A 24,852-nucleotide genomic window follows, 5' to 3' on the forward strand; every position below is an offset into this window, starting at 1 on the left:
CCGATGAGCGCGGCCGGCTTCCATATTCCGTACACCCTGCCGATCGTGCTCCTGATTCTGGCACTGGGCCTCAAAACGCCCACCTTCATCCGAGCCTGGAAGGATCCGGACGTCCGGGCGACCACCCTGTTCCTGCTGCTGGCCTCCGCGGTGTTCGTGTCCGCGGTACCGGCCAGCATCCACCGGATCAACACGATGGCCGGGGTGCCGAATATCGCCGCACCCTGGGTGTACTCGCTCCTGACAGCCTTCTGCGCCTCCTGCCTGACCATGGTCATCACTTGGCGGGACGAACCGTCCTCACGGCGCAGCGACCGGATATGCCGCATCTGGCTGATCTACCTCGGCATCATCGGCGCGCTCTGGGTCACGTTCTTCCTCGGCGACGCCCCCACCGAGCGCATCTACGACCTGGACACCTACTACGCCAGGCAGCCCTGGATGCGCGAGCACATCCTTCTCTACCTGGGCGCGCACATGGTGTCCGCGCTGGTCGCCGCGTACATGATCTGGAAGTGGATCCCGAAGGTGAGCGGCGGCTGGCTCAAAGCCGGACTGGTCTTCCTCCAGGCCGGCTACGCCTTCGGCCTCCTCTTCGACGTCGCCAAGCTGACAGCCGTCGGCGCGCGCTGGACCGGAGGGAACCTGGACTGGCTCTCCACCAAGGTGGCGCCGCCCTTCGCGATCCTCGACGCCAGCCTCGTAGGTATCGGCTTCATCCTCCCCCAGGGCGGCCCGTTCCTGCAGAAGTGGATCCGTGACCAACGCACCTACCGGCGGCTGCGACCGCTCGCGCGGGCGCTGCAACCCGTCGCCCCGCCCGCCACACGTGCCCGCGTCGGCAGATTCGCCCCGCTCGACCTGCGCGTCCTGCAACGCCAACAGCGCATCCACGACGCACTGCTGCGGCTGACCCCCTTCCTCGACACCGGCCTGCACCAGCGGGCCTATGAAGAGGCCCGCAGCGCCGGCCACCGCGTGGAACACGCCCGCGGCATCGCGGGAGCCGTCGCCATCCGTGCTGCCCTTGCCGCCTCGACCGCCCCGCCCTCACCGGGCCGCCGCCCCGGCAGCGGTGCGCCCGCCGTCCGCTCCCGCACCGGCCTCGACGACCTCGACGCGATCGCCCACGCCCTCCATCGACCCCGCACCGTCGAGGCCATCTGGCAGCGAGCGGCCTGCAGAGAAAGTGACACCGGACATGTCTGACCCAGCACGCCGCCCGACCGCCATCATCGTCGGAGCCAGTGCGACCGGCTTATTGGCCGCCGCCGCGCTGGCCGGTTCCGCCGAGGTCACCATCGTCGAGCGCGACCACCTGCCGGACGGCCCCACATCCCGCCGCGGCGTCCCGCAGGCCCGGCACGCGCACCTCGTATGGAGCGGCGGGGTGAAGGCCTTGGACGACCTGCTGCCCGGCGTGGTCGACGAGGTCGTCAGCCGCGGCGGGCGTCTCGTCCACATCATGGGCGACATGGTCTCCCGGGCCCCCAACGAGGTCTGGTTCCGCCGCTTCCAGGCAACCCACCACCGCAACCTGGTCTGCTCCCGCAACCTTCTGGACGCCGTCCTGCGCGAGCGCGTACTCGTCGACGAGCGCCTCACCGTGCTCCAGAACACCACCGCACTGGAACTGCAGGGCAACGCCCACCGCGTCACCGGAGTCCGCGTCGACAGCGGCGGCGAGATATCGACGATCGGCGCGGACCTGGTCATCGACGCCTCCGGCCGCGGTTCCCACACGTCCCAGTGGCTCGCCGGCCTGGGAGTGGCCCGCGTCGCCGAACGCACCGTCGATGCCGGTGTCGCCTACGCAACCCGCCTCTTCCGCGCCCCCCACAGCGCCGCCGACCACGGTTTCCCGCTCATCAACGTCCAGGCCAATCCCGCCAAGGCACCCGGCCAGGGCGGCATCATCCTGCCCATCGAGGACGGCCAGTGGATCGTCACGCTCTCCGGCACCCGCGGCGGCGAGCCCACCAGCGATCCCGACGCCTTCCTCGACTTCGCCCTCGGTCTCGCCGACCCCGTCATCGGCGAACTCCTCAAGAACGCCGAACCGCTCGGCGGCGTCGACACCACCCGCTCCACCGCCAACCACCGCCGCTACTACGAAAAGGCCAAGCACTGGCCCGAAGGACTCCTCGTCCTGGGCGACGCCGTCGCCAGTTTCAACCCGGTCTACGGCCACGGCCTCACCGTCGCCGCCCAATGTGCCCTCGCCGTCCGCGACCTCGCGCGCACCACGCCACTGACTGCCGCGGGCACCGCCCGCCGCATGCAGCGAGCCGCAGCCCGTCCCGTCGGCGCCGCCTGGGACCTGGCCGTGGGACAGGACGCCTTCTATCCCGGCGCCACCGACACCCCGCCCAACGCCGCGGAGCGGTTCCTGGCCCGCTTCGTGGACCGTGCCGTCGAGACCGGCGCCGCCAACCCCCGCGCCCTGGAAGCCCTGCTGGACGTGATGAGCCTGGAAAGGCCCGCAGCCCGGCTTTTCTCACCCGACATGCTCATCCCGATGCTCTTCGGCCCGAAGAAGCCGCGACTGCAGGGCCCGCCGCTGAGCGAAGCCGAACGCAAGACCGCCACCTCCTGAAAGGCACACGTGCCCGCCGTACGCCACGTCGACGGACCTCTCCCGCCGGCGCCGCAGCATGCCGAACGGAGAGGGACGGCGCAAAGAGTGCGTTACGGCACACGAGTTGGCGACGTACCGTTCGACATCAACAACTCAGACTCCCCATCCTCACCCTCGATCCCAGGAGCACCTGTGGAGCCCGAACTGCACGAGACGCTTGAGCGCCTGCACCGGCGCATCGAGGAACAGTCTCTCGGCAGTTCGGACCCGCTGGACCCCTCCGCCCTGGCGAGGAGGACCGCCTTGCCGCGAGCAACGGTCGAAGCCCTCCTCCGGGGAGAAACCCCGGAGCCGCACCGGGCCGGCCACCGGGTCAGCGACCGGCTGAAGGCCTTCACACGGACGCACCTCGAGGACACCGGCCAGACGTTGCCCGACCTCGTGTCCCAGGTCCACGACCAACTGGGCATCTCCCGCCGACGCGCCCGCGGCTTCCTCAACGGGAAGAGGACACCGCATCCCTCCCATCTGCCCCGGCTGGCCGCCATCCTCGGAGCCGAGGACGGCGCGGAATCCTTCACAGCGCCGCCGGCGCAGGTCCTCAACCGCGTCCTTGAGGCCGAGCTCACCGAACCCCGGCGCCCGGCCACGATCGAAGACGTCATGAGAAAGCACGGTGTGCTTTACACCGACCTGCGGCTGCACGGAACCATGGCAGCCGACCAGTTCGAGCAGTTCATCACCAAGATCATCGAATCCCTCAACCCCCCGACAGGTGACAAGCAGTGAGTGCCAAGGAGATGAAGGCTCTACTCGCACAGCTCGGCGCGGCGGCAGCGCAGCGGATCACCCGGCCCGCTGAACCGCGCCCGCTGATGCACGCCTTCTGCGCTGCCATGAGCGAGCGCCGCAGCCGTCCCATCCGGCTGCTCTTCAGCGTCTTTCCCGCAGACCTGGAGATCTCGGGCGCCCGGCTGGACTGCGGGGACCATTCCGTTATCGTGATCGAGGAACGCGCCCTGCCCACCGCCCAACTGGTCATCCTGGGACACGAACTGTGGCACGAGGAGAAGGGCGACTGCGGCCAGCACCTCACCGGCCGCGTTCCGCCCGCCGCCCGCAGCCACGGCGCGGACCAGCCCGCTCCCGACCTGCAACACGCCATGGCACGCATCCTCGCCGAGCACCACGTGCCCCGCGACGCACTCCTGCAGATCGCCGCCCGCGCCCGGTCCCACGACGAGAGCGAGGAGGCAGCAGAGACCTTCGGGCTGCTCTTCGGCCGAGCGGTCCGCTCCTGGATGACGGGCCCGCACGCGCTGGACCCCGTGAGCGAATCGACCGTCGAAGGCCGCATCAATCTGTCGATGACCAGCCACCACGGGCGCGGCCTGTGAATCTCACCGACCCCCACCTGCTGTATCTGCCGCCCACCGCCCTGCTGATCGCCGGACTCGCCCTCAAGTCCCCGGCGATCCTGCGCTCGTGGAAAGACCCCCACACCCGGGCCACCTGGTTCGTCCTGCTGTTCGCCGCGGCCGTGTTCGTCTCGGTGACACCGGCGAACATCCACCGCATCAACACCGTGACCGGCGTACCGAACATCGCGGCACCCTGGACGTACTCCCTCATCAACGCGTTCTGCGGCGCCTGCCTCACCATGATCATCACCTGGCGGGAGAAGCCCTCACCACGCCGCCATCGCAGGATTGCCTGGACCTGGGCCATCTACGCAAGCGTCATCGCCGCCCTGTGGATCACGTTCCTGATGGCCGACGTGCCCCACGAAAGGATCTACGACCTCGACACCTACTACGCCACCACACCCTGGATGCGCGAACACATCGTCCTCTACCTGGTCGGCTACCTGACCTCGACCGTCGTATCGGCGTGGCTGATCTGGACATGGATCTCCCACGTCCACGGACGCTGGCTGAAGGCGGGCCTGGTCTGCCTGCAAAGCGGCTACGCCATGGGCATCGCGTTCGTGGCAGCCAAAGCCTGCGCCATCGCAGCCCGCTGGACCGGAGCGGACTGGGACGCCCTCAACACCAAGGTCGCGCCCCCCTTCGCACTCCTGGGAGGCACCCTGGTCGCCGCCGGATTCATCCTCCCCGTGGCCGGACCGTTCCTCCAGAAATGGGTACGCGAACAGATCCTCTACTGGAGTCTCCTGCCGTTGGCCCGGGCCATCCGGCGCGTGGCACCCTCCGCCGCCAGAGCCAACGTAGGCCGCTTCGCACCCCTGGACCTGCGCCTCATGCAGCGCCAGCAGCACCTCTACGACGGACTCCTGCGCCTCGCCCCGTACTACGACGACACCCTGTACCAGCGCGCCTACCAAGCATCCCTCGACCAGCACGGCGGCAGGACCGCTCGCAGCCTCGCCGGAGCAGTCGCCCTCCGCGCAGCACTCGACGCCTACGGTCGACAGCAGGTCCGCCGCGCTGAAGGGCAGCCCGCACAGATCGCGGCGGAAGTCGCCGACCATCTCGCACCGATCTCCCGCAGGATGATCCGACCGCGCAGAGTCGAAGCCCTCCACCGGCGCCTGACGACCCACCCCGAGGCTGCGACCGCACAGCTCTGAAGGATGCCCGGACCGCCCCAGTGCCGCTGCCCGGCCGACATCGGCATGCGCGCTTGAGGCAACGCTCACGTACACGTACGCCGCAGCATGGTGTAAATCTCTTTTGTCGGATGGGGCTGAGGAGCCCTGTGCCGGGGCAGCCGAGAGGTAGCCGTGCGATGCTGCCTCGGCGCAGCGTGCATTTTGCGTGATGATCATGTGAGACGGGGACGGGGTGCATGGGCCAGACCGCAGGAAATCAGGGACAGAAGACGGGGGAGAGGGAACCGCTGTGGGCTTCAGCAGCCTTCGACGGCGATTCCTCCTGCATCGGCGCCGCGCGACGCCTGGCCACCGGCTTTCTCGGCGAGGTCGAAGCGGTGCACGGGGTGCCGGTGTCCGAGCGGGCGCTGGGCATGACGCAGCTCGTGGTCAGCGAACTGGTCACCAACGCGGTGAAGTACGCGCCGGGGCCGGTCATGCTCGATCTGCGGATCGTCGGCGGTGCGGTACGGGTATCGGTGTGGGACAGCGACCCGGTCCTGCCGGACGTCGCCGCCACCGATCCGCGCCGGGTGGGTCGGCACGGCCTGGAGATCACCCTCGCCGTCAGCCAGGGCTACGAGGTCCGCCGTGAGCCGGTCGGCAAGCGCGTCACGGCCCTGATCGCGCTGGCCGACGACCCCGGCGGGCACATCGCCGGCAGCACTGCTCCGTGACGTGCCCCCGGCCCGAAGTCCAGGGCTTCCCGTCACCCGAGCCGGATGCCCACGATGCACGTGTCGTCGTCGGTGTCGGAGTTGCTGTAGGTCAGCAGGCGGTCCAGCTGCTGGTCGAGTGTGCTGGGCGCCGTGCGGGCAGTGGTCAGCAGATGGACCAGGGACTCCTCCACGGACCGGTCGCGGCGTTCGATCAGGCCGTCCGTGTACATCAGCAGGGTGTCGCCCGCAGCCAGTTGGATCTCGCCCTCCTCGTACCCGACCTCCGGCAGTGCTCCGAGCAGCATCCCCTTGACCAGGGGCAGGGCAGCTGCCTCACGGCCCTGGACGAGCACCGGCGGCAGGTGGCCCGCCCGGGCCCAGCGGAGCGTCCGCAGGGCCGGGTCGTACAGACCGCACACCGCCGTCGCGGTGACGGCGCCCGTCAGGTGGTGCGCCACGATGTTGAGCCATGACAGCAGCTGGCCCGGCCCGGCGCCGGTGACCGCCAGGCCGCGCAGGGCGTTGCGCAGGACGACCATGCTGGTCGCGGCCTCTATGCCGTGGCCGGCCACATCGCCCACGCACAGCAGCACCTGGCCGGTGGGCAGCTCGACGGTGTCGTACCAGTCGCCGCCCACCAGCTGCTCGGTCTCCGCGGGCCGGTAGCGGACGGCCACCTGGAGGCCGGGGACCTCCAGCGGTGTCTGCTCGGGAGGCATGATGGCGTGCTGCAGCTGCAGGGTGAGCCGGTTGCGTTCGGTGGCCTGCTGTTCGGTGTGCGCCAGCTGGTCGCGGGTGGCGGCGAGCGCCACCTCGGTCCAGTGCTGGGCGGAGATGTCCTGGCAGGCGCCCCGGACGAGGAGCAGCCGGTCGTCGGTGTCGAGCACCGGCTCGGCGACGATCCGGATGTGGCGGGTCACCCCGTCCGGTCGCTGGAGCCGGAAGGCCGCGGCGGCCGGACGCCGGTGGTGCAACAGCGTGCGCAGGAAGCGGCGGATGGCGACGCCGTCATCCGGATGCGCGTGGGCCGGCAGGTTCTCCAGGGGCACCGGGGTGCTCGACTGCGGGCGACCGTAGAGGTCGAACAGCTGCCCGTTCCAGGTGATCTCACCGGTCAGCACGTTCTCCTCGAAGCCGCCGATGCGGCCGAGGCGCTGGGCGTGCTGGAGCAGGCTGGCCAGTCGCGCCGTCTCGTCCTCGATGCGCCAGATGAGCAGGACGGTGGTGCCGTGCCGGCTGATGCTGATGTCAGCGACCGTGGAGAGGGAGACCTGGTCGACGAGGGCGGTGAGGTTCATCCGGCGGGCCCGGAAGGGTTCACCGGTGGCGTACACACGCTCGATGCGCTGGAACAGCTCGCTGTCCCCCGCGGCCATCGGGTACGCCTCCAGCAGCAGCGCGCCGCTCACTACCGCACGCGCCCGGCCGGCCGGGTCCAGGAAGCGGTTGTTGACGTGCTGGATGCGGAAGTCCACCAGGTTTCCGGCGTCGTCCAGATGGGGCACCAGGACCAGCGCGGGATCGTGCAGCCCGTCGGCCAGGTCCATCAGCTCCGCGGCGTCCGGCAGGACGCGCGGCTCCTGGGCGGGACCGTGCAGCAGCGTGTAGGTCTCCAACGTGTGACCGCACAGCTCCGCCAGGGCCTCCACCTGACGGACGATCTGCGGCGGCTGCGGCCCCAGGGGCGTCGGCCAGGCGATCTCCAGTACGCCGTGGATGCGCCCTCCGGTGCCGGCGGGCAGGGCGACCCGGCCTCCGTGCGGATGATGGTGCAGGCCGATGCTGGGCAGCCCGGTCTCCGCGAGGGACGTGAACCACTGCCCCGTGCGCTCGCTGAGGCCGCGCCGCGCCACCGTCGCCACGTCCGGAGGGACGTACCGCCAGCGGGCGGCCTCGGCCGGGGAGAACCCGGCGCTGCCCGCCAGGGTGAGCGAGCCGTCGGAACCCGCGGCCCACACGGCCACGGCCACCGCGCCGAGCGGCCGCAGCGCCTGCTCCAGCAGGGCTTCGGCGACGGCCTGGGTGTCGTCCGCGGCCAGCGCGCCGCTCTCCGCCGCGCGCAGGCGTACGGCGGCCGATTCGGCCTTGGCCTCCTCCGCGGCCCGGGTGGCGGCGAGGAAGGCGTCCGTCACCTCGGACATACGGTCCCGGGCCGCCTGGTTGATGATGTCGACCGCGAGTTCGAGGGGGGTGACCTGGGCCTGGTCGGCCAGTTCGGCGAGCTGCCGGGCGGCCTGGGCCGGCCCGCACGTCAGCCGTTCGACCAGGATGCCCTTGGCGAGTTCGATCAGGGCGCGTCCCTCGGCTTCCGCCTGGGCGGCCCGTACCTCACGGCTGAGCCGCTCCACGGTCGCTGCCAGTCTGCCCACCGGTGAGGCGGCGGGGACGTCCGCGGGATCCGCGAGCGCCGCGTCGGCGTAAGGCACCGACAAGGAGTCGGCGGAGGGCACCGACAAGGAGTCGGCGGAAGGCACCGACAGCGACGATGACGCGCCGGGAGTTGCGGATTCAAGCTCCGGCGCACCGCCCTGATCCGGTTCGCCCGGATGCTCGGACTTGCTCACGGTGTGAAGGCTCCTCGGCTGAAGCGCCCTGGGGCGCGGAACGGCAGACGCTGCGGGGCGTCCGTCCCACAGGGGTGCGGGACGGACGCCGGGGTGCTCATACGGGCAGCCAGCGCCGGACACAGGCGATGAGGTCGCGTGTGTCGACGGGCTTGGTGACGTAGTCGCTGGCGCCCGAGGCGAGGCTCTTCTCCCGGTCGCCGGGCATCGCCTTGGCCGTGACGGCGATGATGGGCAGTTCCGCGTACTGCGGCATCTTGCGGATCTCGGCCGTCGCGGTGTAGCCGTCCATCTCCGGCATCATCACGTCCATGAGCACGAGCGCGACGTCCGGGTTGTTCACCAGCGTCTCGATGCACAGGCGCCCGTTCTCGGCGTGCAGGACCCGGAAGCCGTGCAGCTCCAGGATGCCGCTGAGCGCGAAGAGGTTGCGCGCGTCGTCGTCGACGACGAGGACCGTACGGTTGGCCGGCGCGTCGTCGACGGGATGCGGCGGCACAGGCCGCGAGTCCTCGGCCCGGACCAGGGACAGTACGTCCCCGGGCTCCTCGGCGGACAGATGCAGGACGATCCGCTCGCGCAGCTCGTCGAGACTGGACAGGAACTCGAGTGCCCTGCCCGCCGAGTGGGACCGCAGCGTCTCTTCCCGGACCGGGTCGGTGCGATGACCGCTGTGCACCAGCACAGGAACACTCGCCAGCGCCGGGTCACCCTCCAGCGCCTCGAGGAACCGGGAGGCCTCACCGTCCGGCGTGCCCAGCTCCAGGACGACGCAGTGGCACGGGTCGGCCGCCAGGGCGCCCGCCGCCTCCTGCGCCCCGACAGCGGTGATGATTTCGACCGCGGGCCGCTGTCCACCGTCTTCACGGCCGTGTGCGAGGTCCGCGACCACGCTCTCCGCCACGAGGGTCAGCAGGCCGCGTGGTCTGTCCTCCACGACGAGCAGGCGCCGGGGCCGCGGCCCGGGTCCGATGCGGGGCACCTGCACCGGGCGTGACAAACCCTCGGGCACCGACTCGTCCGGAACCCGCTCCGTGGTTCCGCCGTGTTCGAGCAGTTCCCGGAAGTCAGGGCGGGCCACCGGCAGGAACAGCGTGAAGGTGCTGCCCTGACCGGGCGTGCTGTGCACGGTGACAGCGCCGCCGAGCAGATGGGCGATCTCCCGGGTGATGGACAGGCCCAGACCGGTGCCGCCGTACTTGCGGCTCGTCGTGCCGTCCGCCTGCTGGAACGCGCCGAAGATCGTCTCCAGGTGCTGCTCCGGGATGCCGATGCCGGTGTCCGTCACACGGAAGGCCACCACGGCGCCGCCCCGGATCACCCCCTCGGGCACCTCGTCGTCCACCGCCGGTTCGATGCTCAGCTGCACGCCGCCCCGCTCGGTGAACTTCACGGCGTTCGACAACAGGTTGCGCAGCACCTGGCGCAGCCGCGAGTCGTCCGTGAACAGGTCCGCGGGCGCGCCGGGCGCGGTCGTCACCGCGAAGTCCAGGCTCTTCTGCGTCGTCATGGGCCGGAAGGTGGCCTCGACGTACTCGATGAGCTGCGGCAGCGCCACCCGCTCGGGCGTGACGTCCATCTTTCCGGCCTCGACCTTCGACAGGTCGAGGATGTCGCTGATCAGCTGCAGCAGGTCCGAGCCCGCGGAGTGGATGATCTGCGCGTACTCGACCTGCTTCGGGGTGAGGTTGCGGGCCGGGTTCTGGGCCAGCAGCTGGGCGAGGATGAGCAGGCTGTTGAGCGGGGTGCGCAGCTCGTGGCTCATGTTCGCCAGGAACTCCGACTTGTACTTCGAGGCCAGCGACAGCTGCTGCGCGCGGGTCTCCAGTTCCTGCCGTGCCTGCTCGATCTGCAGGTTCTTCGCCTCGATGTCCCGGTTCTGCGCCGCCAGCAGCGAGGCCTTCTCCTCCAGGTCGGCGTTGGAACGCTGCAGTTCCTCCTGCTGCACCTGCAACTCCGCCGACCGGTCCTGGAGCTCGGCCGTCAGGCGCTGCGACTCGGCCAGCAGTTCATCGGTGCGCGCGTTGGCCACGATGGTGTTGACGTTGACGCCGATGGTCTCCATCAGCTGTGCGAGGAAGTCGTGCTGGATCTGTGTGAAAGAGGTGACCGATGCCAGCTCGATGACCCCGAGGACCTGGTCCTCGACCACAATGGGCAGCAGCACCAGTGCGGTCGGCACCACCTGACCCAGGCCCGAGGAGATGGTCACATAGTCCGCCGGCAGGTCATCCACCGTGATGGTGCGCCGGCTACGGGCTGCCTGCCCGACCAGGGTGCGGCCGAAGGCGATGCGCGTGGGCCGGGCGTCGTCCTCCGGGTAGCCGTAGGAGCCGACGAGCCGAAGCTGGGGGCCCTTTTCGCCGTCCTCGGCCAGGTAGAAGGCCCCGTACTGGGCTGCTACCAGGGGAACCAGCTCGTCCATGATCAGTTCGGCGACCACGGGCAGGTCGCGGTGGCCCTGCATCAGGCCCGAGATCCGGGCCAGGTTCGTCTTGAGCCAGTCCTGCTCCTGGTTGGCCCGGGTGGTTTCGCGCAGGGACTCCACCATCGAGTTGATGTTGTCCTTGAGCTCGGCGACCTCGCCGGAGGCCTCGACGTTGATCGAGCGCGTCAAGTCGCCCTCCGCCACGGCGCTGGTGACCTCGGCGATCGCGCGCACCTGCCGGGTGAGATTCCCGGCCAGCTCGTTGACGTTCTCCGTCAGGCGCTTCCAGGTGCCCGAGACGCCCTCCACCTCGGCCTGGCCGCCGAGACGGCCCTCGGTGCCGACCTCGCGGGCGACGCGGGTGACCTCGTCGGCGAAGGCGGAGAGCTGGTCGACCATCGTGTTGATCGTCGTCTTCAGTTCGAGGATCTCGCCGCGGGCGTCGACGTCGATCTTCTTCGACAGGTCACCCTTGGCCACCGCGGTCGTCACGAGCGCGATGTTGCGCACCTGGCCGGTGAGGTTGTTGGCCATGGAGTTGACGTTGTCGGTGAGGTCCTTCCAGGTGCCCGCGACGTTCGGCACGTGCGCCTGGCCGCCGAGGCGTCCTTCGGTGCCGACCTCGCGGGCGACGCGGGTGACCTCGTCAGCGAAGGCCGACAGGGTGTCGACCATCGTGTTGATGACGTCCGCCAGGGCCGCGACCTCGCCCTTGGCCTCGACCGTGATGCGCTGCGACAGGTCACCGCGCGCCACGGCGGTGGCGACCTGGGCGATGGAGCGGACCTGGCCGGTCAGGTTGGAGGCCATGACGTTGACGTTGTCGGTGAGGTCCTTCCAGGTCCCCGACACGCCCCGCACCTGGGCCTGCCCGCCGAGGCGTCCTTCGGTGCCGACCTCGCGGGCGACGCGGGTGACCTCGTCGGCGAAGGCGGAGAGCTGGTCGACCATCGTGTTGATGGTGCTCTTCAGCTCCAGGATCTCGCCGCGGGCATCCACGGTGATCTTCTGGGAGAGATCACCCTTGGCCACCGCGGTCGCCACCAGCGCGATGTTGCGGACCTGGCCGGTGAGATTGCCCGCCATGAAGTTCACGGAGTCGGTCAGATCGCGCCAGGTGCCCTTGACGCCCTTGACGTCCGCCTGTCCGCCAAGGCGTCCTTCGGTGCCGACTTCGCGGGCGACGCGGGTGACCTCGTCGGCGAAGGCGGAGAGTTGGTCGACCATCGTGTTGATGGTGCTCTTGAGTTCGAGGATCTCGCCGCGGGCATCGACGGTGATCTTCTGGGAGAGGTCGCCCTGGGCCACCGCCGTGGTCACCTGGGCGATGGAGCGGACCTGGCTGGTGAGGTTGCCCGCCATGTGGTTGACGGAGTCGGTGAGGTCGCGCCAGACACCGGCCACACCCGGCACCTGGGCCTGTCCGCCGAGGCGTCCCTCGCTGCCGACCTCGCGGGCGACGCGGGTGACCTCGTCGGCGAAGGCGGACAGCTGGTCGACCATCGTGTTGACGGTCTCCTTCAGCTGCAGGATCTCGCCGCGTGCGGGCACGTCGATCTTCTGGGAGAGATCACCCTTGGCGACCGCCGTGGCCACCTGCGCGATGTCGCGGACCTGGGTGGTCAGGTTGCCCGCCATGGCGTTCACCGAGTCCGTCAGATCGGCCCAGGTGCCCGAGACGCCCGGGACCTCCGCCTGACCGCCGAGCGTCCCCTCGGTGCCCACCTCGCGGGCCACCCGGGTCACCTCGGACGTGAACACGGACAACTGGTCGACCATGCCGTTGAAGACCTTGGCGATGTCGCCCATGAGGCCGTCGGCGTCGACCGGCAGACGGGTACCGAAATCCCCGTCCCGTACGGCCGTCAGACCCGCCAGGAGCCGCCGCAGCTCCTGATCACCCTTCGAGACCTCGGCGACCGCGCTGTTGCTCGTCATGCGTACCCTCGTTCCGCTCCCCAGGAGTCCTCGTCACCGAGAACTCGGAACCCCCCGAACCGATCGGCGGCTCGGCCGTCGTGCGTGCAGTTCCGCAGTTCACGGAAGTACGCAACGAGAAAAACACGCCGCAGGCTAACCCAGATTACCGGCGCGGAACAAAGCGTCGGACCCGGCCGGGAACCGAAGGAATGCGGACGGCTCGGAACGTGCATGGCCGAGCCCAACATGGGTACTTGACTCGATTTTTCAGGCATGGAATGCGTCTTCGTAGCATGGCGGCAGCGCCTGCTTGCGGACAGTGACGGAGCCGCCGACTCGCACGGGGCAGTCCCTGTTCCGACCGTCCCACTGCTACGCCTTCAAGGCGCCGCGCCGCCTTGGGGCGGCGCTCACTTCCTTCTCGCCGAACCGGCAAGCAGGCGGGGCGGCCGGCCACCCGGGCCGGTGCCCGCCCTCGCCAGCGTCACACGCTGACGTACACGCGGACGGTCGTGCCCTCGTCGGCGGTGTGCAGGCGCACCAGGTCGGCGACGTAGTGGACCAGCAGCAGCCCTCGCCCTCCGGGCTTGCCGTGCTGCGCCGGGCGGCGGCCGGCCAAGGGGTCGGTCAGCCGTCCCGCATCGCGGACCTCGATCACGACCTGCTCCTGCTCGGCCCAGACCGCCAGCGTTCCTCGGCCACCGCCGTGCACCACGCTGTTCGTCGTCAGCTCCGCGATCACCAGCTCCGCATCCATCAGCCGCTCCCCGGCCACGCCCAGCCGAGCCGCCTGAGCGACGCCGAACTTGCGGACCGCCGGAAGCTCCTCGGCCTCATAGGAGAAGACGGCGGCGTCCGGCACGGGCGTCAGCGCCTGGTTGTAGCGGGAGACGACCGCTTCCCAGTCGTAGGCGTCGCTGGTCTCCTCGCGCCCGTCACCGCTGATGAGGGTGGGGTGGGTGATCCGTGCATCGGCGATCACCTCGGGATCCAGCCGTGCCTCGTCGTAGGGGCACAGGATGGTCACCGCCCGGCCCTCGAACGCGGCGTTGATCAACGCCTCGTGCTGCGCGCACGCCGGGTATTCCACCGCGCTGCGCCCGGCCCAGATCGGCTCCCCGATGATCCGCACCCGACCCTTGGGGTGGGCGTCAGCGAATCCGCGCAGCACCCTGGGGATGATCCGCCCAGGGTTACGGCCGGCCTCGGTCATGTCCAGGAACAGGACGCCCTCGGCGTCCGCGCCCAGCCCGTTCTTGATCAGCTCCAGGTTGGGGCCGGGCACCGCGACGGCCATCGGCTCGCCGTTCGCCAGCCCCTCCTTGAGGAACGACACCGTCTGCTGCGTGTACTCCTGCTCGCCGCGGTAGAACAGCGCGGGATGCACAAAGGCTTCGCTGGCCTGCACCGGACTCATCGCGGCGCCACCTCGATCTGGTTCAGGCCGGGCCAGAACATGGCCAGTACCGACGGCAGCTGGGGCGGCGGTTGCTCGACAACCACCCGCCCGTCGGGCAGGTTCAGGGCGGTGACCGCCAGCGCCGTCACCCCGGCCACATCGATGAAGACCACATCGGACAGCTCCAGGTAGGAGACGTCCGCATGCTGCCGGGCCAGGTCGGACAGCGCCTGCTCCCAAGCAGGGCGGGTGAGCGCGCTGATCTCACCGCGGGCACGTATACCGGAACGACCGGTCAACGGGCTCACCTCCAACGTGACCCTCCCTGGCATCGCAGGACCGGCCTTTCCCACCACATGTGGGCCATGCACGCTCGGTCTCCTTCACCCACCGACAGCAACTCGTCGGCTGCCCCTTCCACAGTACGGGCAGCAGCAAGCCTTCTGGGCCCTTAGCCTATAGGGCGCTCCAGTCGCCCGGGTGGGCACGTGCCCGGCTGCCGGGTGCGCGTGCCGGGGTCGGCACCGCCGCCCTCGCCCTGCGGCCACCGACTCAAAACCGGTCCAAAGCGTGGCTCCTCGCGTCAGCACGTATACAGCGGGTACCCGCGACAGGGCACAACGGGTTCCGTTGCAAGGAGGGGTCATAGTGGATGAATCGTCGCTGCGAGCGGTGGGCTGGGCACGCTCGCTGCCCATGAACACCGGCCCGAAGGCGGCGCGTGACTGGGCACGCGAGCACCTGCAGACGCTCGGCTGGGCGCACAGCGCCCCCCAGACCATGGACGACGTGCTGCTGACCGTGTCGGAACTGGTCACCAACGCCCACGTCCACGCGCACTCCACCGCTCGGCTCGTGCTGGCCTGGGACGGCCGGTGCCTGCACGTCACCGTGCACGACGACGACGCCGCCCTGCCCACCCCACGCACGCCCAGCGGCGACCGTCTCGGCGGGCGGGGCATGTTCCTGGTGGACGCCCTGGCCGACGAGTGGGAAGCCCGTCCCTGCCCCGACGGCAAAGCTGTCACCGCCTGCTTCCATCCGCCGCAGGCGGCCGAGGACGCCCGCTGAGCGGCGCCGACTCGCCGCACGGAACGACGACTTGCGCTGCCCACCCCGATGGGCCGGGGCTCGGCCAGGTGACGCCCGGGTGGGCATCCGCACTCTGCCCGCCGGCTACAGGAAGCGGCGGATGGGGGCGACGGCCGCTTCCCCCAGCCGCCGCGCGGCGGAGCGGCGGCTCCAACGGCCCTTCTCGATCCGCTCACTGACCTGCAGGTCCTCGTCGAAGTGCCGGTTGAGGGTGGCGGCGAAGTCCTCGTCGAGCACGGCGAGCATGACTTCTTCGTCGTGATCCAGGGAGCGGCGGTTGAAGTTGGTGGAGCCGATCAGGGCGGCGACCTGGTCGACGGTGATGACCTTGGCGTGCATCATCGTCGGCTGGTACTCGAAGATGCGCACCCCGCAGGCGAGCAGGTCTTCGTAGAAGTGCTGGCCGGCCAGCTGGCAGACGCGCTTGTCGGTGTGGGGGCCGGGCAGCAGGATCTCCACCTCGACGCCGCGTCGGGCGGCCGCGCACAGCAGGTCGATGAAGTAGGCGTCGGGGGCGAAGTACGCGGTGGCCAGACGGAATTGCTGCTGGGCGCATTCGATCATGACGCGCAGCAGCGTCTGCATGTCCTGCCAGCCGAGGCTGGCCGAGCCGCGGACGACCTGGACCACGGCGTCGCCCTCCGGCGCGTGGTCGCTGAAACGGTCGTGCGTGTCGAAGAGGGTGTCGTGGCATTCGGCCCAGTTCTGAGCGAATGCGGCGGCTATGCCGTCCACCGCGGGTCCGCGTACCTGAACGTGGGTGTCGCGCCATTCATGTTCATTACGAGCGTCTCCGCACCATTCCTCGGCTATACCCACCCCACCGGTGAACGCTGTCTCCTCGTCCACGACAACCACCTTGCGATGGCAGCGGTGGTTCTGCTTGAACGGGTTGAGATACAAGGGCTTACGGAACCACGCGACTTCGACGCCGGCCCGGTCCATCAGGTCCAGTAGATTCCGTTCAATCTGCCGACTGCCGAAACCGTCCAGCAGCAGTCGCACCCGCACGCCGTTGTGAGCCCGGTCAGCCAGCGCCTCGGCGAACTGGCGGGCTATATCTCCACGCCAGTACACGTACGTCATCATGTCGACGGTGTGTTGGGCGCTGCGGATGCTCCTGAGCATTGCCGCGAAGATCTCGTCCCCGTTACGCAGGGGCAGCAGGGTGTTGCCTTCGGTGGCGGCGATGCCGATCAGTCGCTCCAGGCGGCGCCGGATCCGCTGCTTGTGCTCCGTCGGTGACAAGGACGGCGCGGCTGTCACTCGGGACCCTTCCGACTCGGTGGGTGTGCTGGTCACGGCTTCTCCTCGCCGGTTGAGAAAGGCCGCCCCGTGCGTCCGGCACCCGCCGAGGCGAGCCGACTGTACACAGACAGAGTGAACCGGGACAGTGCCGGTCGCGGCGGATCCGAAGAAGAGTAGCGGCGCACCATATACCGCACGGCAGAGGGATCAAACCCGGGAACTCGTATGCATGCCACGTCATAGGCCGGGCACATGTTTCTGCGGAGGTCGATAAAAATGGTTCCCCTGCTTCTTGTTCTGCTTCTGGCACTTCTTCTTTTCGGCGCCGGCTTCGCTCTCAAGGCATTGTGGCTGATAGCGGTCGTCGTTCTCGTGGTGTGGTTGCTGGGGTTCGTTATGCGGCCCCATGCCAGCAGCGGCCGTCGGGGTCGCTGGTACCGCTGGTAGTCAGCACTAGATGAGCAGGCGGGCTGGGCCAGAGAAATTCTCTGGCCCAGCCCGCCTGTGCTCTCTCAGGGAATTTCGCGTCTGATGTGCTGCATTACTGGTCGAGTTCGTAGTCGAACCAGATGCGATGTGTACCGTCCGCATCGACCTTGATGCCTCCGGTCCCGCTGATCCCTGTCAGCTCGCTCGTTCCGCTGCCCGGAACGATGACGAAGAACTCGTCCTGCGGGCTCTCGCCCAAAGTCGTTTTCGAGTGGGCGAAGTTGAAAGAGCCTGCCCGGCCGTTGAGCGCCCCGTCGAAGGACTCCATGGCGACGTAGGAGCCCACGCCGGACGACTCGTTGAACGCGGACGTGAACACGGTCGCCGAGCGCCCGACCACTTCGCCCTCGTATGTCTTGTCCATCGTGGCCACACCGACGGGGACGGCGGTCTGGATCTGTGGATTGTGCGCCGGGACCGGCGTGAAGTCGGCCACCTTGAATGTTCCCGAAGCTCGCATCCCCGGATCCTAGGGCGCCCCACTGACAACGGCTCCGGCTGGACCTCGTCACCTGCCGGATCGAGCAGAGGGCGGGTATCAGGCGGCGCTGTCCGGGGCGATGGCCTGATCGACAGTGGGGTACAGCGGAATGACGTCGTCGAGGCCGACGATGCGCAGGACCTGGAGCACGGGCGGGGGAACGTGGGCCAAGCGGAGCCAGCCGCCACACTCCCGGGCCGCGTTGTTCGCGACGACGAGGACGTTGATGCCGCTGGAGTCCATGAAGGTGACGTCACGAAAGTCGATGACCGTGTACCGGGCGGAGCCGTCATCGGTGGTGAGCGCCTGGCGGAAGGTGTCGGCCGTGGTGTGGTCGATCTCTCCGGCCAGGTCGAGGACGTGAACGCCAGCGGTGGTGCGCTGGGAAACGGTCAAGCGTGCCTGGCTCATACCGCCTCCTGTCTGCCCGCAATGGGCCCTCATCGCTACGAATACCACCACCCGCGCAAAGTACGTGGCACCACGGTATCAATCAGGTGGCAGGCTAGGTTGCCCAGGAGCCTGGGTGCTTGCTGTAGGTCAAGTAACAGTGGCCGACTGCGGCTTCCGGGAGGGCATGAATCAGTGGAGCGACCGCGGTGTCCACGTCCCGCACTGCAGCGCTCCGTAGACCCGGTTCTGCACCGCACCGCGGTCGTAGCCGACCTCCGATCTGATGCGGTGGCCGTCCGGCGATCCGCCTGGCCCGGGCGCGAACGTGCGGGGAATCACCGTCCGGGCTCGGCCCGGGCACCCCGCGCCGATCCGCACGGCATGCACCCCCGGTTGACCCGCCAGGGGGAACCCGGCGGCTCGCGGGTGAGAGCGGTGGCTGGAAAGCGCCCCCCGTGAACAGACTGAGAACCACCTCTGTGCTCGTCGCCCAGAACGGGGTACCCCAGGGGCGCGCGAGTCCCCTCGTCATCAGGAGGAACCCCCCATGACGTTCAATCCTCTGGAACAGCGGGGCATCCCGCTGGACCGCCAGCTGCGGAGCTGGCGTGAGCTCAACGTGGATCCCATCGACCCGGACCACTGCGACCCGTACACCCGCTGTCGCATCATCGCGATGAACGGGATCGAGGTGGAGGCGATCCTCTTCAGCCACCAGCTCGCCCGCAACACCGTCGACCCCGAGGTCAAGCGGCAGCTGGCGCGGGTGCGCTACATCGAGGCGCAGCAGCAGAAGGTGGTGAACTGGCTGCTCCCCGGTGTCTCCTCGGTGCTGGAGACGACCATCGCCTACGAGCAGGTAGCCGTGGACCTGACGGCGTGGGTGGCGCGGATGGAGCCGGACCCGTACCTGAAGCAGGCGTACCAGTTCGGCGTGCTGGAGGACTTCGACCACCTGTACCGGTACGCGAACCTGTACGAGATGATCGAGCACCGCAAGGCCGAGTCGATCGTCGACAACCTGACCGAGGTCATGCCCGGCCGACCCACCCGGTTCCACCACCGCGATCCGGTCGACAATGTCCGCGACCCGTACGCCAAGGACGAGACGAATCCGCTGTCGAAGCTGCACGCGCTGACGATCATGGCGGCGGAGCAGCAGACCATGAACTTCTACATGAACACCGGCCCCACCTACATGGAGCCGATCGCCCGTCAGCTCTACCAGGAGATCGGGCTGATCGAGGAGGAGCACGTCACCCACTACGAGTCCTTGGTGGACCCGGGGGAGACGTGGTGGGAGCAGCTCGTCAACCACGAGTACAACGAGTGCTACCTGTACTACTCCTTCATGGAGCAGGAGAGCGACCCGAAGGTCAAGGCGATCTGGGAGCTGCACCTGAACATGGAGCTGGAGCACCTGCACGCCGCCTGCGACCTGATGCGCCGCCACGACGGCCGCGACCCCGCCTCCGTGCTCGCCCCCGAGCTGCCCAACGTGCTGACCTTCGAGCCGAACAAGGCCTACGTGCGCGAACTGCTCGACACCCAGATGGACCTGACCACGCTGGGCGCCGGCTACGTCCGTGAGGCGCACGAGCGGTTCGAGAAGATGCAGGAGCAGATCCACGGCGGCGAGGCACCGCCGAGCGACCGGGTCATCACCCAGCACGACGAGATGTTCGGTCGCGAGTACCGCGTCCAGACCGAGGGTGAGCACCCCGACCCCGCGCAGCGCGAGAAGTAGGGAAGGGCTGACATGACCGAGCTGCACACCCCGCACGCCGGGGACGACCAGGCCAAGGACGACGACGTAGTAGCGCTGCTGATGCGCCAGCACGGTGACATCCGCAATCTCTTCGACGAGGTCGAGGCATCCACGGGTGAGGAACGCCGGGACGCCTTCCGCCGGCTGGTGCGCCTGCTGGCCGTGCACGAGACCGCCGAGGAAGAGGTCGTCCACCCCTTCGCCCGGAAGAGTCTGCCCGGAGGCGAGCAGGTGGTGAAGGACCGTCTCGCCGAGGAGAAGGCGGCCAAGGAGACGTTGGCCGCCCTGGACGAGCTGGACACGAACGATCCGAAGTTCATGCCTCAGCTGCTGAAGCTGCGCAGGGACGTCCAGGAACACGCCCGGGCGGAGGAGCGCTACGAGTTCACGCACATCCGCCGCAGCACCGACGCCGGCAATCTCGCCGCGATGGCCAAGGCCGTCAAGGCAGCCGAGGCGATGGCGCCCACCCGGCCTCACCCGGGCGTCGAATCCGGGGCGAAGAACATGGCCCTGGGCCCCGTCGCGGCCCTGATGGACCGCACCAAGGACGCCGTGCGCCAGGCCATGGGCAAGTAGGCCCGCAACAGCCGTGACCCGGGGCCGGGCGGGCCCCTGCTCGGCCCCGGTCACGCACTCCGCGGACGGCAGCATCAGGGAGAGAGTGCATGAGGATCGATGAAGCGCTGGTCAGGGAGCTCCTGGACGCTCCTTCGAACGATACGGTCGTGGTGCTCCTGAAGGGCCGCGCTCAGGTAGTCGAGCAGGCTGACCTCGGCAGCGAGCAGTACCGCGGGGCAGCCGTGCTGATCTCCCGGGCGGAGCTGGTGGAGCGGATGGGCACACCATCACCCGCCGAGGCGGACGTCACGCGCCTTTCGGCTGCTTTGCAGGACGCCGCCGACAAACTCGGCGCCTGACACCACCACGCGCCGACGCGGCATGTGGGCACCTGAAGCTGTCACTCCGTACCAGCAGGTGACAGCACATGCCGGTGCCCCCAAGGAGCGGTCCGCGTGCCGCTGCCAGAACGGTGAGTTCGGGCCACGGCAAACGTTATAGCCGGTTGCAGTGGGGAACCCAACCCCCGACCACCCAATGCGACCGTTCGCCGACGCGACAGTCGGGGACGGCTTTCACCCACAGGGAGTGAATCATCCGATGACGAAGGCGCGGGACATCATGACGGGCGGGGCCGAGTGCATCGGGGCCGAGGAGACGGTCCTGGACGCGGCCCGCAAGATGAAGGATCTCGGCGTCGGTGCCCTGCCGATCTGCGGCACGGACAACAAGCTCAAGGGCGTACTGACCGACCGGGACGTCGTCGTGAAGGTCCTCGGCGCGGGCAAGGACCCGGCGACCTGCAAGGCCGGCGAGCTGGCGCAGGGCGAAGCCGTGACCATCGGCGCCGACGACGACGTGGAGGAGATCCTGCGCACCATGACGGAGCACAAGGTGCGCCGTCTGCCGGTGATCGACGGTCACGACCTGGTCGGCATGGTCGCCCAGGCCGACGTCGCCCGCTCGCTGCCCGACCCCAAGGTCGGTGACCTGCTCCAGGCCCTGTCGACCGACTGAGTCGAAAGACGGTTGCCCGGGCCCGCGGCCGCTGCGGTGGATGGCACCGGATTGGCGGCCGGGGCCCGGGGGCACCCGGGCCGGTGTATGACCCAGGTGAGCGACGGTGACGAGGGAGGCTCCTGATGCTCTTGGCGCACCCCGTCGTGCTGACGAGTCTCGACGAGCAGTACGAGACGCTGCACAGCCCGAGCGCCGACATCGGCACCCGGGCAGCGCGTCGGCGTACGGCTGACGTCGCCGACCCGCTGTGGATGTCCACCGGCCCCCGTGATCTTCCCGCCGCCCTTGTCGCCGCCCGCCACCGGCTGCCCGGGGCCCGAACCGACGACTGCTGCCTGACTGCCCCGGCAACGGTCCACGAGCGCCATGACCAAGACCACTGACCTGCCGACCTTCAGCAGCCTCGATGAGCTCACCCGGCTCATCACCCACCGCCGCGGCCTCTACGTGCGCTGGTCCCACGGGCCGGCGAGTGACCTCCCGAATCCGAGCAGCACGGACGAACTGACCGGGATCAAGCTCCCGGGGCTGTCGGCCAACCCGCTCGACCTCGAGGACTGGTGGGGCAAGCGGCCCGTGCGGATCTGGGTCGCCCGTCGGTTGTACGACTACTGCCACCTGCCGCGCGTCAAGGACGCCCGCACCCGGCCCTGGGTCCTGCACGGCTGTGAGACGGGACGCGGACCGGACAACGAACCGCTGGTGACGGAGATCGAACCCCTCGGCTGGATCGCCGACGAGGTGATCACGGACGCCTGCCGCATCATCACCGAACAGCCCGGGCGCTGGGGCACACTCGACCGAGTCGAGCCCGAAGAGGAGTCCCCCTCCTCCCTGCAGCCGTCGGCGAGGAGGCAGGACCGCCGGTAGCGCTCGGAGGGCGCTACCGCCTGCGGGCCTGGTCGCGAGGCAGCGGGCCCACATCCGGCCGCCGACCGGGGCGCATGGCCGCGTGGCGCTGCCCGGGTCCGGGACCTGAACGAGCGGCCAAGGCATCGGCGACGGCACCCGTTGCGAAGGCGTACACCGTCTTGTGCAGCAGGTCGACGACGAGTTCGCCGCGCGGCCACGTCTGGGGCGGCGCGCCCACACCGGTGGCGTTCTCCAGGATCTGGTCGCTGGTGAGCCGGACGACGGCGAACTTCCCCGAAGCCCAGGGACCGCGCAGCCCGACGTGCGACATCACCGACCGCAGCACACCGAAGAGGACACCCTGCCCCGCGTGCATGGCCAGGTTCACCGGCACCGGCTGGCGCCCGGGATAATCCCGCATGCCGGTCAGCCGTTCCAGGGTCCGGGCGGGCACGTGGGAGTCACGGCGCCCCGTCAGCCGCTGCTCCGCCTTCTCGCCCAGCGTCATCACCAGCACCCCGGCCGTGCCGGCCACCACTCCCTGCCACAGTGCGCGCTTCATCATGCAGCGGCGAGTACCCACGGCTCCGCGATCCCACCTGCCCACCGGCACCTCGCCACCGTCACCCGTTTCGTTCGCTGGGCCCCGGAAACCCGGCGCCGGACGGGGGCCGCCGGACACCGAAACGGAGGGCATTCGATGAACAAACTGTGGTGGGCGGTTCCGGTCGTGGCCGCCGGGGCGGCGGCCGCGCGGCGGTCCCAGCCTTCGCACCGGACCGACGGGCAGGCGCACGATCGCTGGCTCACCGTGACGATCAACCGGACGCCCGCGGAGGTGGGATCGGAAGGCAAGCCGCCGACACCGCTGGACGAACTGGCGGAGCGGATCGACATAGAGATCCGACCGGCACCGGGCGACCGCGGCACGGAACTCGCCGCACGGTTCAAGGAGCCGGTGCCCGCCGTGTCCACCGCCGCGCCCGCGCGCCTGGCCGGGCAGGACCCGCGTCAGGAACTGCGGCGCGCGCTGCGGGACGCCAAGGCGCTGCTCGAGGCGGGTGAGGTGCTGCGGCCGGACGCGCCGCCGACGACCCGTCCCACGCCGGGCGGCAAGCTGATCGAGGTGTTCACCCGTCGCTCCGGTGGGGAGGGAGTGCTGTGAAGGCGCTGTGCTGGGAAGGCGTGAACAAGCTGTCCGTCGAGCAGGTCCCCGATCCGGAACTGCACAACGACCAGGACATCATCGTGCGGCTGATCGCGGGCACCACCTGCGGCTCCGACCTGCACCTCATCGGCGGCTACATCCCCGCGATGCGCGCCGGCGACGTGATCGGACACGAGTTCATCGGCGAGGTCGTGGAGACCGGCCCCGCCGTGCGCAAGCACAAGGTCGGCGACCGGGTCGTGGTCTGCTCCTTCGTCGGCTGCGGGCGCTGCTGGTACTGCGCCAACGACCTGTGGTCCCTGTGCGACAACACCAACACCAACCCCGGTATCGGCCAGGCCCTCTTCGGCTACGAGACCGCCGGCATCTTCGGCTACTCGCACGCCATGGGCGGCCTGCGCGGCAGCCACGCCGAGTACGTTCGCGTCCCGTTCGCCGACTACGGCGCCTTCAAGGTGCCCGAGGGCGTCGACGACACCAGTGCCCTGTTCGTCTCCGACTCCGTGCCCACCGGGTGGATGGGCGCTGACCTGGCCGGGGTGAAACCCGGTGACGTCGTCGCCGTCTGGGGCTGTGGTGCGGTCGGGCAGATGGCCGCCCGGGCGGCCATCCTCAAAGGCGCCGAACGGGTCATCTCCATCGACCGCATCCCCGAGCGACTGGCCATGACCGAACGCTACGTCGGTGCGGAGACCATCGACTACACAGGCACCGACGTCGCCGCGGAACTGCGCGAACGCACCGGCGGGCGCGGTCCTGACGTGTGCATCGAGGCCGTCGGCATGGAGGCCCACAGCGACGGCCCGATGCACCTGTACGACCAGGCCAAGCAGCAACTCCGCCTGCAGACCGACCGGCCGACCGCGGTACGCCAGGCCATCCACGCCTGCCGCAAGGCCGGCACCGTCTTCATCCTGGGCGTCTTCGCGGGTGCCGTGGACAAGTTCCCGCTCGGCGCAGTGATCAACAAGGGGCTCACCGTGCGCGCCGCCCAGATGCACGGCCAGCGCTACATCCCCATGCTGCTCGACCGGCTTGCCGCGGGGGAGATCGATACGGCCCACCTGGCGACCCACACCCTGTCCCTGGACCAGGCGCCCACGGCGTACGACATGTTCAAGCACAAGTCAGACGGCTGCGTACGGGCCGTCATCCGCCCCGACCACCAGGACGCCGCCTGATCATTCGGCTGGGAACTCACCGGGCCACCGAGCGTCTGGCCCGGTGACGCTCGGCGCTCGCGTCCGGAAGGTCGCTCCGAGGCTCAGGCGGGGTCACACGTCCGCAGTGCCGTGACGTAATTGCCGTTCGTTCCGTAGCCGGAGAAGGTTGCCCAGCCGCCGGGCGCTATGACGCGGCAGGGGGCCCACTGGCCGTTCGTGTACTCGACCGTGACGGCGACGGTGTCGCCGCAGCCGTTGTGGACGTCGGTGTAGCGCCAGCTCTGGAAGTACTCCACGCACTCCGGGGCCGGCGATCCGGTGACCGCGCCGGCGGACGGGGCGGTGCACAGGGACATGAACAGACCCGCCGTGGCCAGGGTGGTGAGGGTGAGTGGGCGCAGTGTGCGTGCAACGTGATGATTCATGCGCCGGATTCTTGGGGATCGTCGGACATGCAT

25 protein-coding genes are annotated in these 24,852 nt (G+C 69.4%); 16 read left to right on the top strand and 9 right to left on the bottom strand.

What is annotated here, in order from left to right:
• The first annotated feature begins 45 nt into the window (after positions 1–45).
• The 6 genes from M8H82_RS10415 to M8H82_RS10440 all read left to right on the top strand — a co-directional run bounded on the left by M8H82_RS10415 (position 46) and on the right by M8H82_RS10440 (position 5,866).
• Positions 46–1,209 carry an MAB_1171c family putative transporter gene (locus M8H82_RS10415; protein ID WP_250072422.1) on the top strand — a complete coding sequence of 388 codons (1,164 nt, stop codon included), beginning with the start codon at positions 46–48 and terminating at the stop codon, positions 1,207–1,209.
• The gene (locus M8H82_RS10420) at positions 1,202–2,596 is read left to right on the top strand and encodes an NAD(P)/FAD-dependent oxidoreductase (protein WP_250072424.1); all 1,395 of its coding nucleotides are present in this window, start codon (positions 1,202–1,204) and stop codon (positions 2,594–2,596) included. The genes M8H82_RS10415 and M8H82_RS10420 overlap by 8 nt, the downstream gene beginning before the upstream one ends.
• A gap of 174 nt (positions 2,597–2,770) precedes the next feature.
• Positions 2,771–3,367 (top strand): hypothetical protein, encoded by a 597-nt coding sequence (locus M8H82_RS10425; protein WP_250072427.1) that lies wholly within the window; start codon positions 2,771–2,773, stop codon positions 3,365–3,367.
• Positions 3,368–3,378: 11 nt separating this feature from the next.
• A complete protein-coding gene (locus M8H82_RS10430; protein ID WP_250072429.1) occupies positions 3,379–3,975 on the top strand; it encodes an ImmA/IrrE family metallo-endopeptidase in 597 nt (198 codons plus the stop codon).
• On the top strand, positions 3,972–5,168 hold the full coding sequence (locus M8H82_RS10435; protein ID WP_250072431.1) for an MAB_1171c family putative transporter: 1,197 nt from the start codon (positions 3,972–3,974) through the stop codon (positions 5,166–5,168). The genes M8H82_RS10430 and M8H82_RS10435 overlap by 4 nt, the downstream gene beginning before the upstream one ends.
• A gap of 218 nt (positions 5,169–5,386) precedes the next feature.
• Complete coding sequence (locus tag M8H82_RS10440) at positions 5,387–5,866, top strand: ATP-binding protein (RefSeq protein ID WP_250072433.1); 480 nt, start codon at positions 5,387–5,389, stop codon at positions 5,864–5,866.
• A gap of 32 nt (positions 5,867–5,898) precedes the next feature.
• Here the strand turns inward: M8H82_RS10440 and M8H82_RS10445 are convergent, their stop codons facing one another.
• From M8H82_RS10445 to M8H82_RS10460, 4 genes are all read right to left on the bottom strand, one after another.
• Positions 5,899–8,274 (bottom strand): SpoIIE family protein phosphatase, encoded by a 2,376-nt coding sequence (locus tag M8H82_RS10445; RefSeq protein WP_374211647.1) that lies wholly within the window; start codon positions 8,272–8,274, stop codon positions 5,899–5,901.
• A gap of 235 nt (positions 8,275–8,509) precedes the next feature.
• On the bottom strand, positions 8,510–12,778 hold the full coding sequence (locus M8H82_RS10450) for a HAMP domain-containing protein (RefSeq protein ID WP_250072435.1): 4,269 nt from the start codon (positions 12,776–12,778) through the stop codon (positions 8,510–8,512).
• Between the two features lie 466 nt (positions 12,779–13,244).
• The gene (locus M8H82_RS10455; RefSeq protein ID WP_250072437.1) at positions 13,245–14,177 is read right to left on the bottom strand and encodes an anti-sigma factor RsbA family regulatory protein; all 933 of its coding nucleotides are present in this window, start codon (positions 14,175–14,177) and stop codon (positions 13,245–13,247) included.
• Entirely contained in the window at positions 14,174–14,491 is a 318-nt protein-coding gene (locus tag M8H82_RS10460) for an STAS domain-containing protein (protein ID WP_250072439.1), read from the bottom strand. The genes M8H82_RS10455 and M8H82_RS10460 overlap by 4 nt, the downstream gene beginning before the upstream one ends.
• A 316-nt stretch (positions 14,492–14,807) precedes the next feature.
• Between M8H82_RS10460 and M8H82_RS10465 the strand changes: the two genes are divergently transcribed.
• Positions 14,808–15,230 (top strand): ATP-binding protein, encoded by a 423-nt coding sequence (locus M8H82_RS10465; RefSeq protein ID WP_250072441.1) that lies wholly within the window; start codon positions 14,808–14,810, stop codon positions 15,228–15,230.
• 105 nt (positions 15,231–15,335) lie between these two features.
• Here M8H82_RS10465 and M8H82_RS10470 read toward each other — a convergent pair whose 3' ends face one another.
• The gene (locus tag M8H82_RS10470) at positions 15,336–16,517 is read right to left on the bottom strand and encodes a phospholipase D-like domain-containing protein (RefSeq protein WP_250072533.1); all 1,182 of its coding nucleotides are present in this window, start codon (positions 16,515–16,517) and stop codon (positions 15,336–15,338) included.
• Between the two features lie 258 nt (positions 16,518–16,775).
• On the opposite strand from M8H82_RS10470, the gene M8H82_RS10475 reads away from it, so the two are divergent.
• Positions 16,776–16,946 (top strand): hydrophobic protein, encoded by a 171-nt coding sequence (locus M8H82_RS10475; RefSeq protein ID WP_250072443.1) that lies wholly within the window; start codon positions 16,776–16,778, stop codon positions 16,944–16,946.
• Positions 16,947–17,040: 94 nt separating this feature from the next.
• Here M8H82_RS10475 and M8H82_RS10480 read toward each other — a convergent pair whose 3' ends face one another.
• Together M8H82_RS10480 and M8H82_RS10485 are read right to left on the bottom strand one after the other, a co-directional pair.
• Positions 17,041–17,448 carry a DUF3224 domain-containing protein gene (locus M8H82_RS10480; protein WP_250072446.1) on the bottom strand — a complete coding sequence of 136 codons (408 nt, stop codon included), beginning with the start codon at positions 17,446–17,448 and terminating at the stop codon, positions 17,041–17,043.
• Positions 17,449–17,526: 78 nt separating this feature from the next.
• On the bottom strand, positions 17,527–17,880 hold the full coding sequence (locus M8H82_RS10485) for an STAS domain-containing protein (protein ID WP_250072448.1): 354 nt from the start codon (positions 17,878–17,880) through the stop codon (positions 17,527–17,529).
• 529 nt (positions 17,881–18,409) lie between these two features.
• On the opposite strand from M8H82_RS10485, the gene M8H82_RS10490 reads away from it, so the two are divergent.
• The 6 genes from M8H82_RS10490 (at position 18,410) to M8H82_RS10515 (ending at position 22,081) form a co-directional block, all read left to right on the top strand.
• Complete coding sequence (locus M8H82_RS10490) at positions 18,410–19,609, top strand: hypothetical protein (RefSeq protein WP_250072450.1); 1,200 nt, start codon at positions 18,410–18,412, stop codon at positions 19,607–19,609.
• A 12-nt stretch (positions 19,610–19,621) separates the two neighbouring features.
• On the top strand, positions 19,622–20,209 hold the full coding sequence (locus tag M8H82_RS10495) for a hemerythrin domain-containing protein (protein ID WP_250072452.1): 588 nt from the start codon (positions 19,622–19,624) through the stop codon (positions 20,207–20,209).
• 89 nt (positions 20,210–20,298) lie between these two features.
• Positions 20,299–20,550, top strand: coding sequence for a hypothetical protein (locus M8H82_RS10500; RefSeq protein ID WP_250072454.1), 252 nt, complete (start codon positions 20,299–20,301; stop codon positions 20,548–20,550).
• A gap of 241 nt (positions 20,551–20,791) precedes the next feature.
• Complete coding sequence (locus M8H82_RS10505) at positions 20,792–21,208, top strand: CBS domain-containing protein (protein WP_250072460.1); 417 nt, start codon at positions 20,792–20,794, stop codon at positions 21,206–21,208.
• 125 nt (positions 21,209–21,333) lie between these two features.
• Positions 21,334–21,594, top strand: a complete 261-nt coding sequence (locus M8H82_RS10510) for a DUF5133 domain-containing protein (protein WP_250072461.1) — start codon at positions 21,334–21,336, stop codon at positions 21,592–21,594.
• Complete coding sequence (locus M8H82_RS10515; protein ID WP_250072463.1) at positions 21,578–22,081, top strand: DUF6098 family protein; 504 nt, start codon at positions 21,578–21,580, stop codon at positions 22,079–22,081. The genes M8H82_RS10510 and M8H82_RS10515 overlap by 17 nt, the downstream gene beginning before the upstream one ends.
• Positions 22,082–22,094: 13 nt before the next feature.
• On the opposite strand, the gene M8H82_RS10520 is transcribed toward M8H82_RS10515, so the two are convergent.
• Positions 22,095–22,628, bottom strand: coding sequence for a hypothetical protein (locus M8H82_RS10520; RefSeq protein WP_250072465.1), 534 nt, complete (start codon positions 22,626–22,628; stop codon positions 22,095–22,097).
• 135 nt (positions 22,629–22,763) lie between these two features.
• Here M8H82_RS10520 and M8H82_RS10525 point away from each other — a divergent pair, with 135 nt between their 5' ends.
• Both M8H82_RS10525 and M8H82_RS10530 read left to right on the top strand, forming a co-directional pair.
• Positions 22,764–23,228: a hypothetical protein gene (locus tag M8H82_RS10525; protein ID WP_250072467.1), complete on the top strand. Its 465-nt coding sequence runs from the start codon at positions 22,764–22,766 to the stop codon at positions 23,226–23,228.
• Complete coding sequence (locus M8H82_RS10530) at positions 23,225–24,412, top strand: zinc-dependent alcohol dehydrogenase (RefSeq protein WP_250072470.1); 1,188 nt, start codon at positions 23,225–23,227, stop codon at positions 24,410–24,412. The genes M8H82_RS10525 and M8H82_RS10530 overlap by 4 nt, the downstream gene beginning before the upstream one ends.
• A gap of 83 nt (positions 24,413–24,495) precedes the next feature.
• On the opposite strand, the gene M8H82_RS10535 is transcribed toward M8H82_RS10530, so the two are convergent.
• Complete coding sequence (locus M8H82_RS10535; RefSeq protein WP_250072472.1) at positions 24,496–24,819, bottom strand: alpha-amylase; 324 nt, start codon at positions 24,817–24,819, stop codon at positions 24,496–24,498.
• Positions 24,820–24,852 lie beyond the last annotated feature (33 nt).

It is taken from the genome of Streptomyces sp. YS415 (assembly GCF_023544665.1).
GTDB lineage: Bacteria > Actinomycetota > Actinomycetes > Streptomycetales > Streptomycetaceae > Streptomyces.

What these genes read in the sequence shown, in the direction of transcription:
- M8H82_RS10420 (WP_250072424.1), top strand. Translation starts at nt 1,202, where the DNA reads ATGTCTGACCCAGCACGCCGCCCGACCGCCATCATCGTCGGAGCCAGT.
- M8H82_RS10430 (WP_250072429.1), top strand. Translation starts at nt 3,379, where the DNA reads ATGAAGGCTCTACTCGCACAGCTCGGCGCGGCGGCAGCGCAGCGGATC.
- M8H82_RS10440 (WP_250072433.1), top strand. Translation starts at nt 5,387, where the DNA reads ATGGGCCAGACCGCAGGAAATCAGGGACAGAAGACGGGGGAGAGGGAA.
- M8H82_RS10450 (WP_250072435.1), bottom strand. Translation starts at nt 12,778, where the DNA reads ATGACGAGCAACAGCGCGGTCGCCGAGGTCTCGAAGGGTGATCAGGAG.
- M8H82_RS10455 (WP_250072437.1), bottom strand. Translation starts at nt 14,177, where the DNA reads ATGAGTCCGGTGCAGGCCAGCGAAGCCTTTGTGCATCCCGCGCTGTTC.
- M8H82_RS10460 (WP_250072439.1), bottom strand. Translation starts at nt 14,491, where the DNA reads ATGCCAGGGAGGGTCACGTTGGAGGTGAGCCCGTTGACCGGTCGTTCC.
- M8H82_RS10475 (WP_250072443.1), top strand. Translation starts at nt 16,776, where the DNA reads ATGGTTCCCCTGCTTCTTGTTCTGCTTCTGGCACTTCTTCTTTTCGGC.
- M8H82_RS10480 (WP_250072446.1), bottom strand. Translation starts at nt 17,448, where the DNA reads ATGCGAGCTTCGGGAACATTCAAGGTGGCCGACTTCACGCCGGTCCCG.
- M8H82_RS10485 (WP_250072448.1), bottom strand. Translation starts at nt 17,880, where the DNA reads ATGAGCCAGGCACGCTTGACCGTTTCCCAGCGCACCACCGCTGGCGTT.
- M8H82_RS10490 (WP_250072450.1), top strand. Translation starts at nt 18,410, where the DNA reads ATGACGTTCAATCCTCTGGAACAGCGGGGCATCCCGCTGGACCGCCAG.
- M8H82_RS10495 (WP_250072452.1), top strand. Translation starts at nt 19,622, where the DNA reads ATGACCGAGCTGCACACCCCGCACGCCGGGGACGACCAGGCCAAGGAC.
- M8H82_RS10500 (WP_250072454.1), top strand. Translation starts at nt 20,299, where the DNA reads ATGAGGATCGATGAAGCGCTGGTCAGGGAGCTCCTGGACGCTCCTTCG.
- M8H82_RS10505 (WP_250072460.1), top strand. Translation starts at nt 20,792, where the DNA reads ATGACGAAGGCGCGGGACATCATGACGGGCGGGGCCGAGTGCATCGGG.
- M8H82_RS10510 (WP_250072461.1), top strand. Translation starts at nt 21,334, where the DNA reads ATGCTCTTGGCGCACCCCGTCGTGCTGACGAGTCTCGACGAGCAGTAC.
- M8H82_RS10515 (WP_250072463.1), top strand. Translation starts at nt 21,578, where the DNA reads ATGACCAAGACCACTGACCTGCCGACCTTCAGCAGCCTCGATGAGCTC.
- M8H82_RS10520 (WP_250072465.1), bottom strand. Translation starts at nt 22,628, where the DNA reads ATGATGAAGCGCGCACTGTGGCAGGGAGTGGTGGCCGGCACGGCCGGG.
- M8H82_RS10525 (WP_250072467.1), top strand. Translation starts at nt 22,764, where the DNA reads ATGAACAAACTGTGGTGGGCGGTTCCGGTCGTGGCCGCCGGGGCGGCG.
- M8H82_RS10535 (WP_250072472.1), bottom strand. Translation starts at nt 24,819, where the DNA reads ATGAATCATCACGTTGCACGCACACTGCGCCCACTCACCCTCACCACC.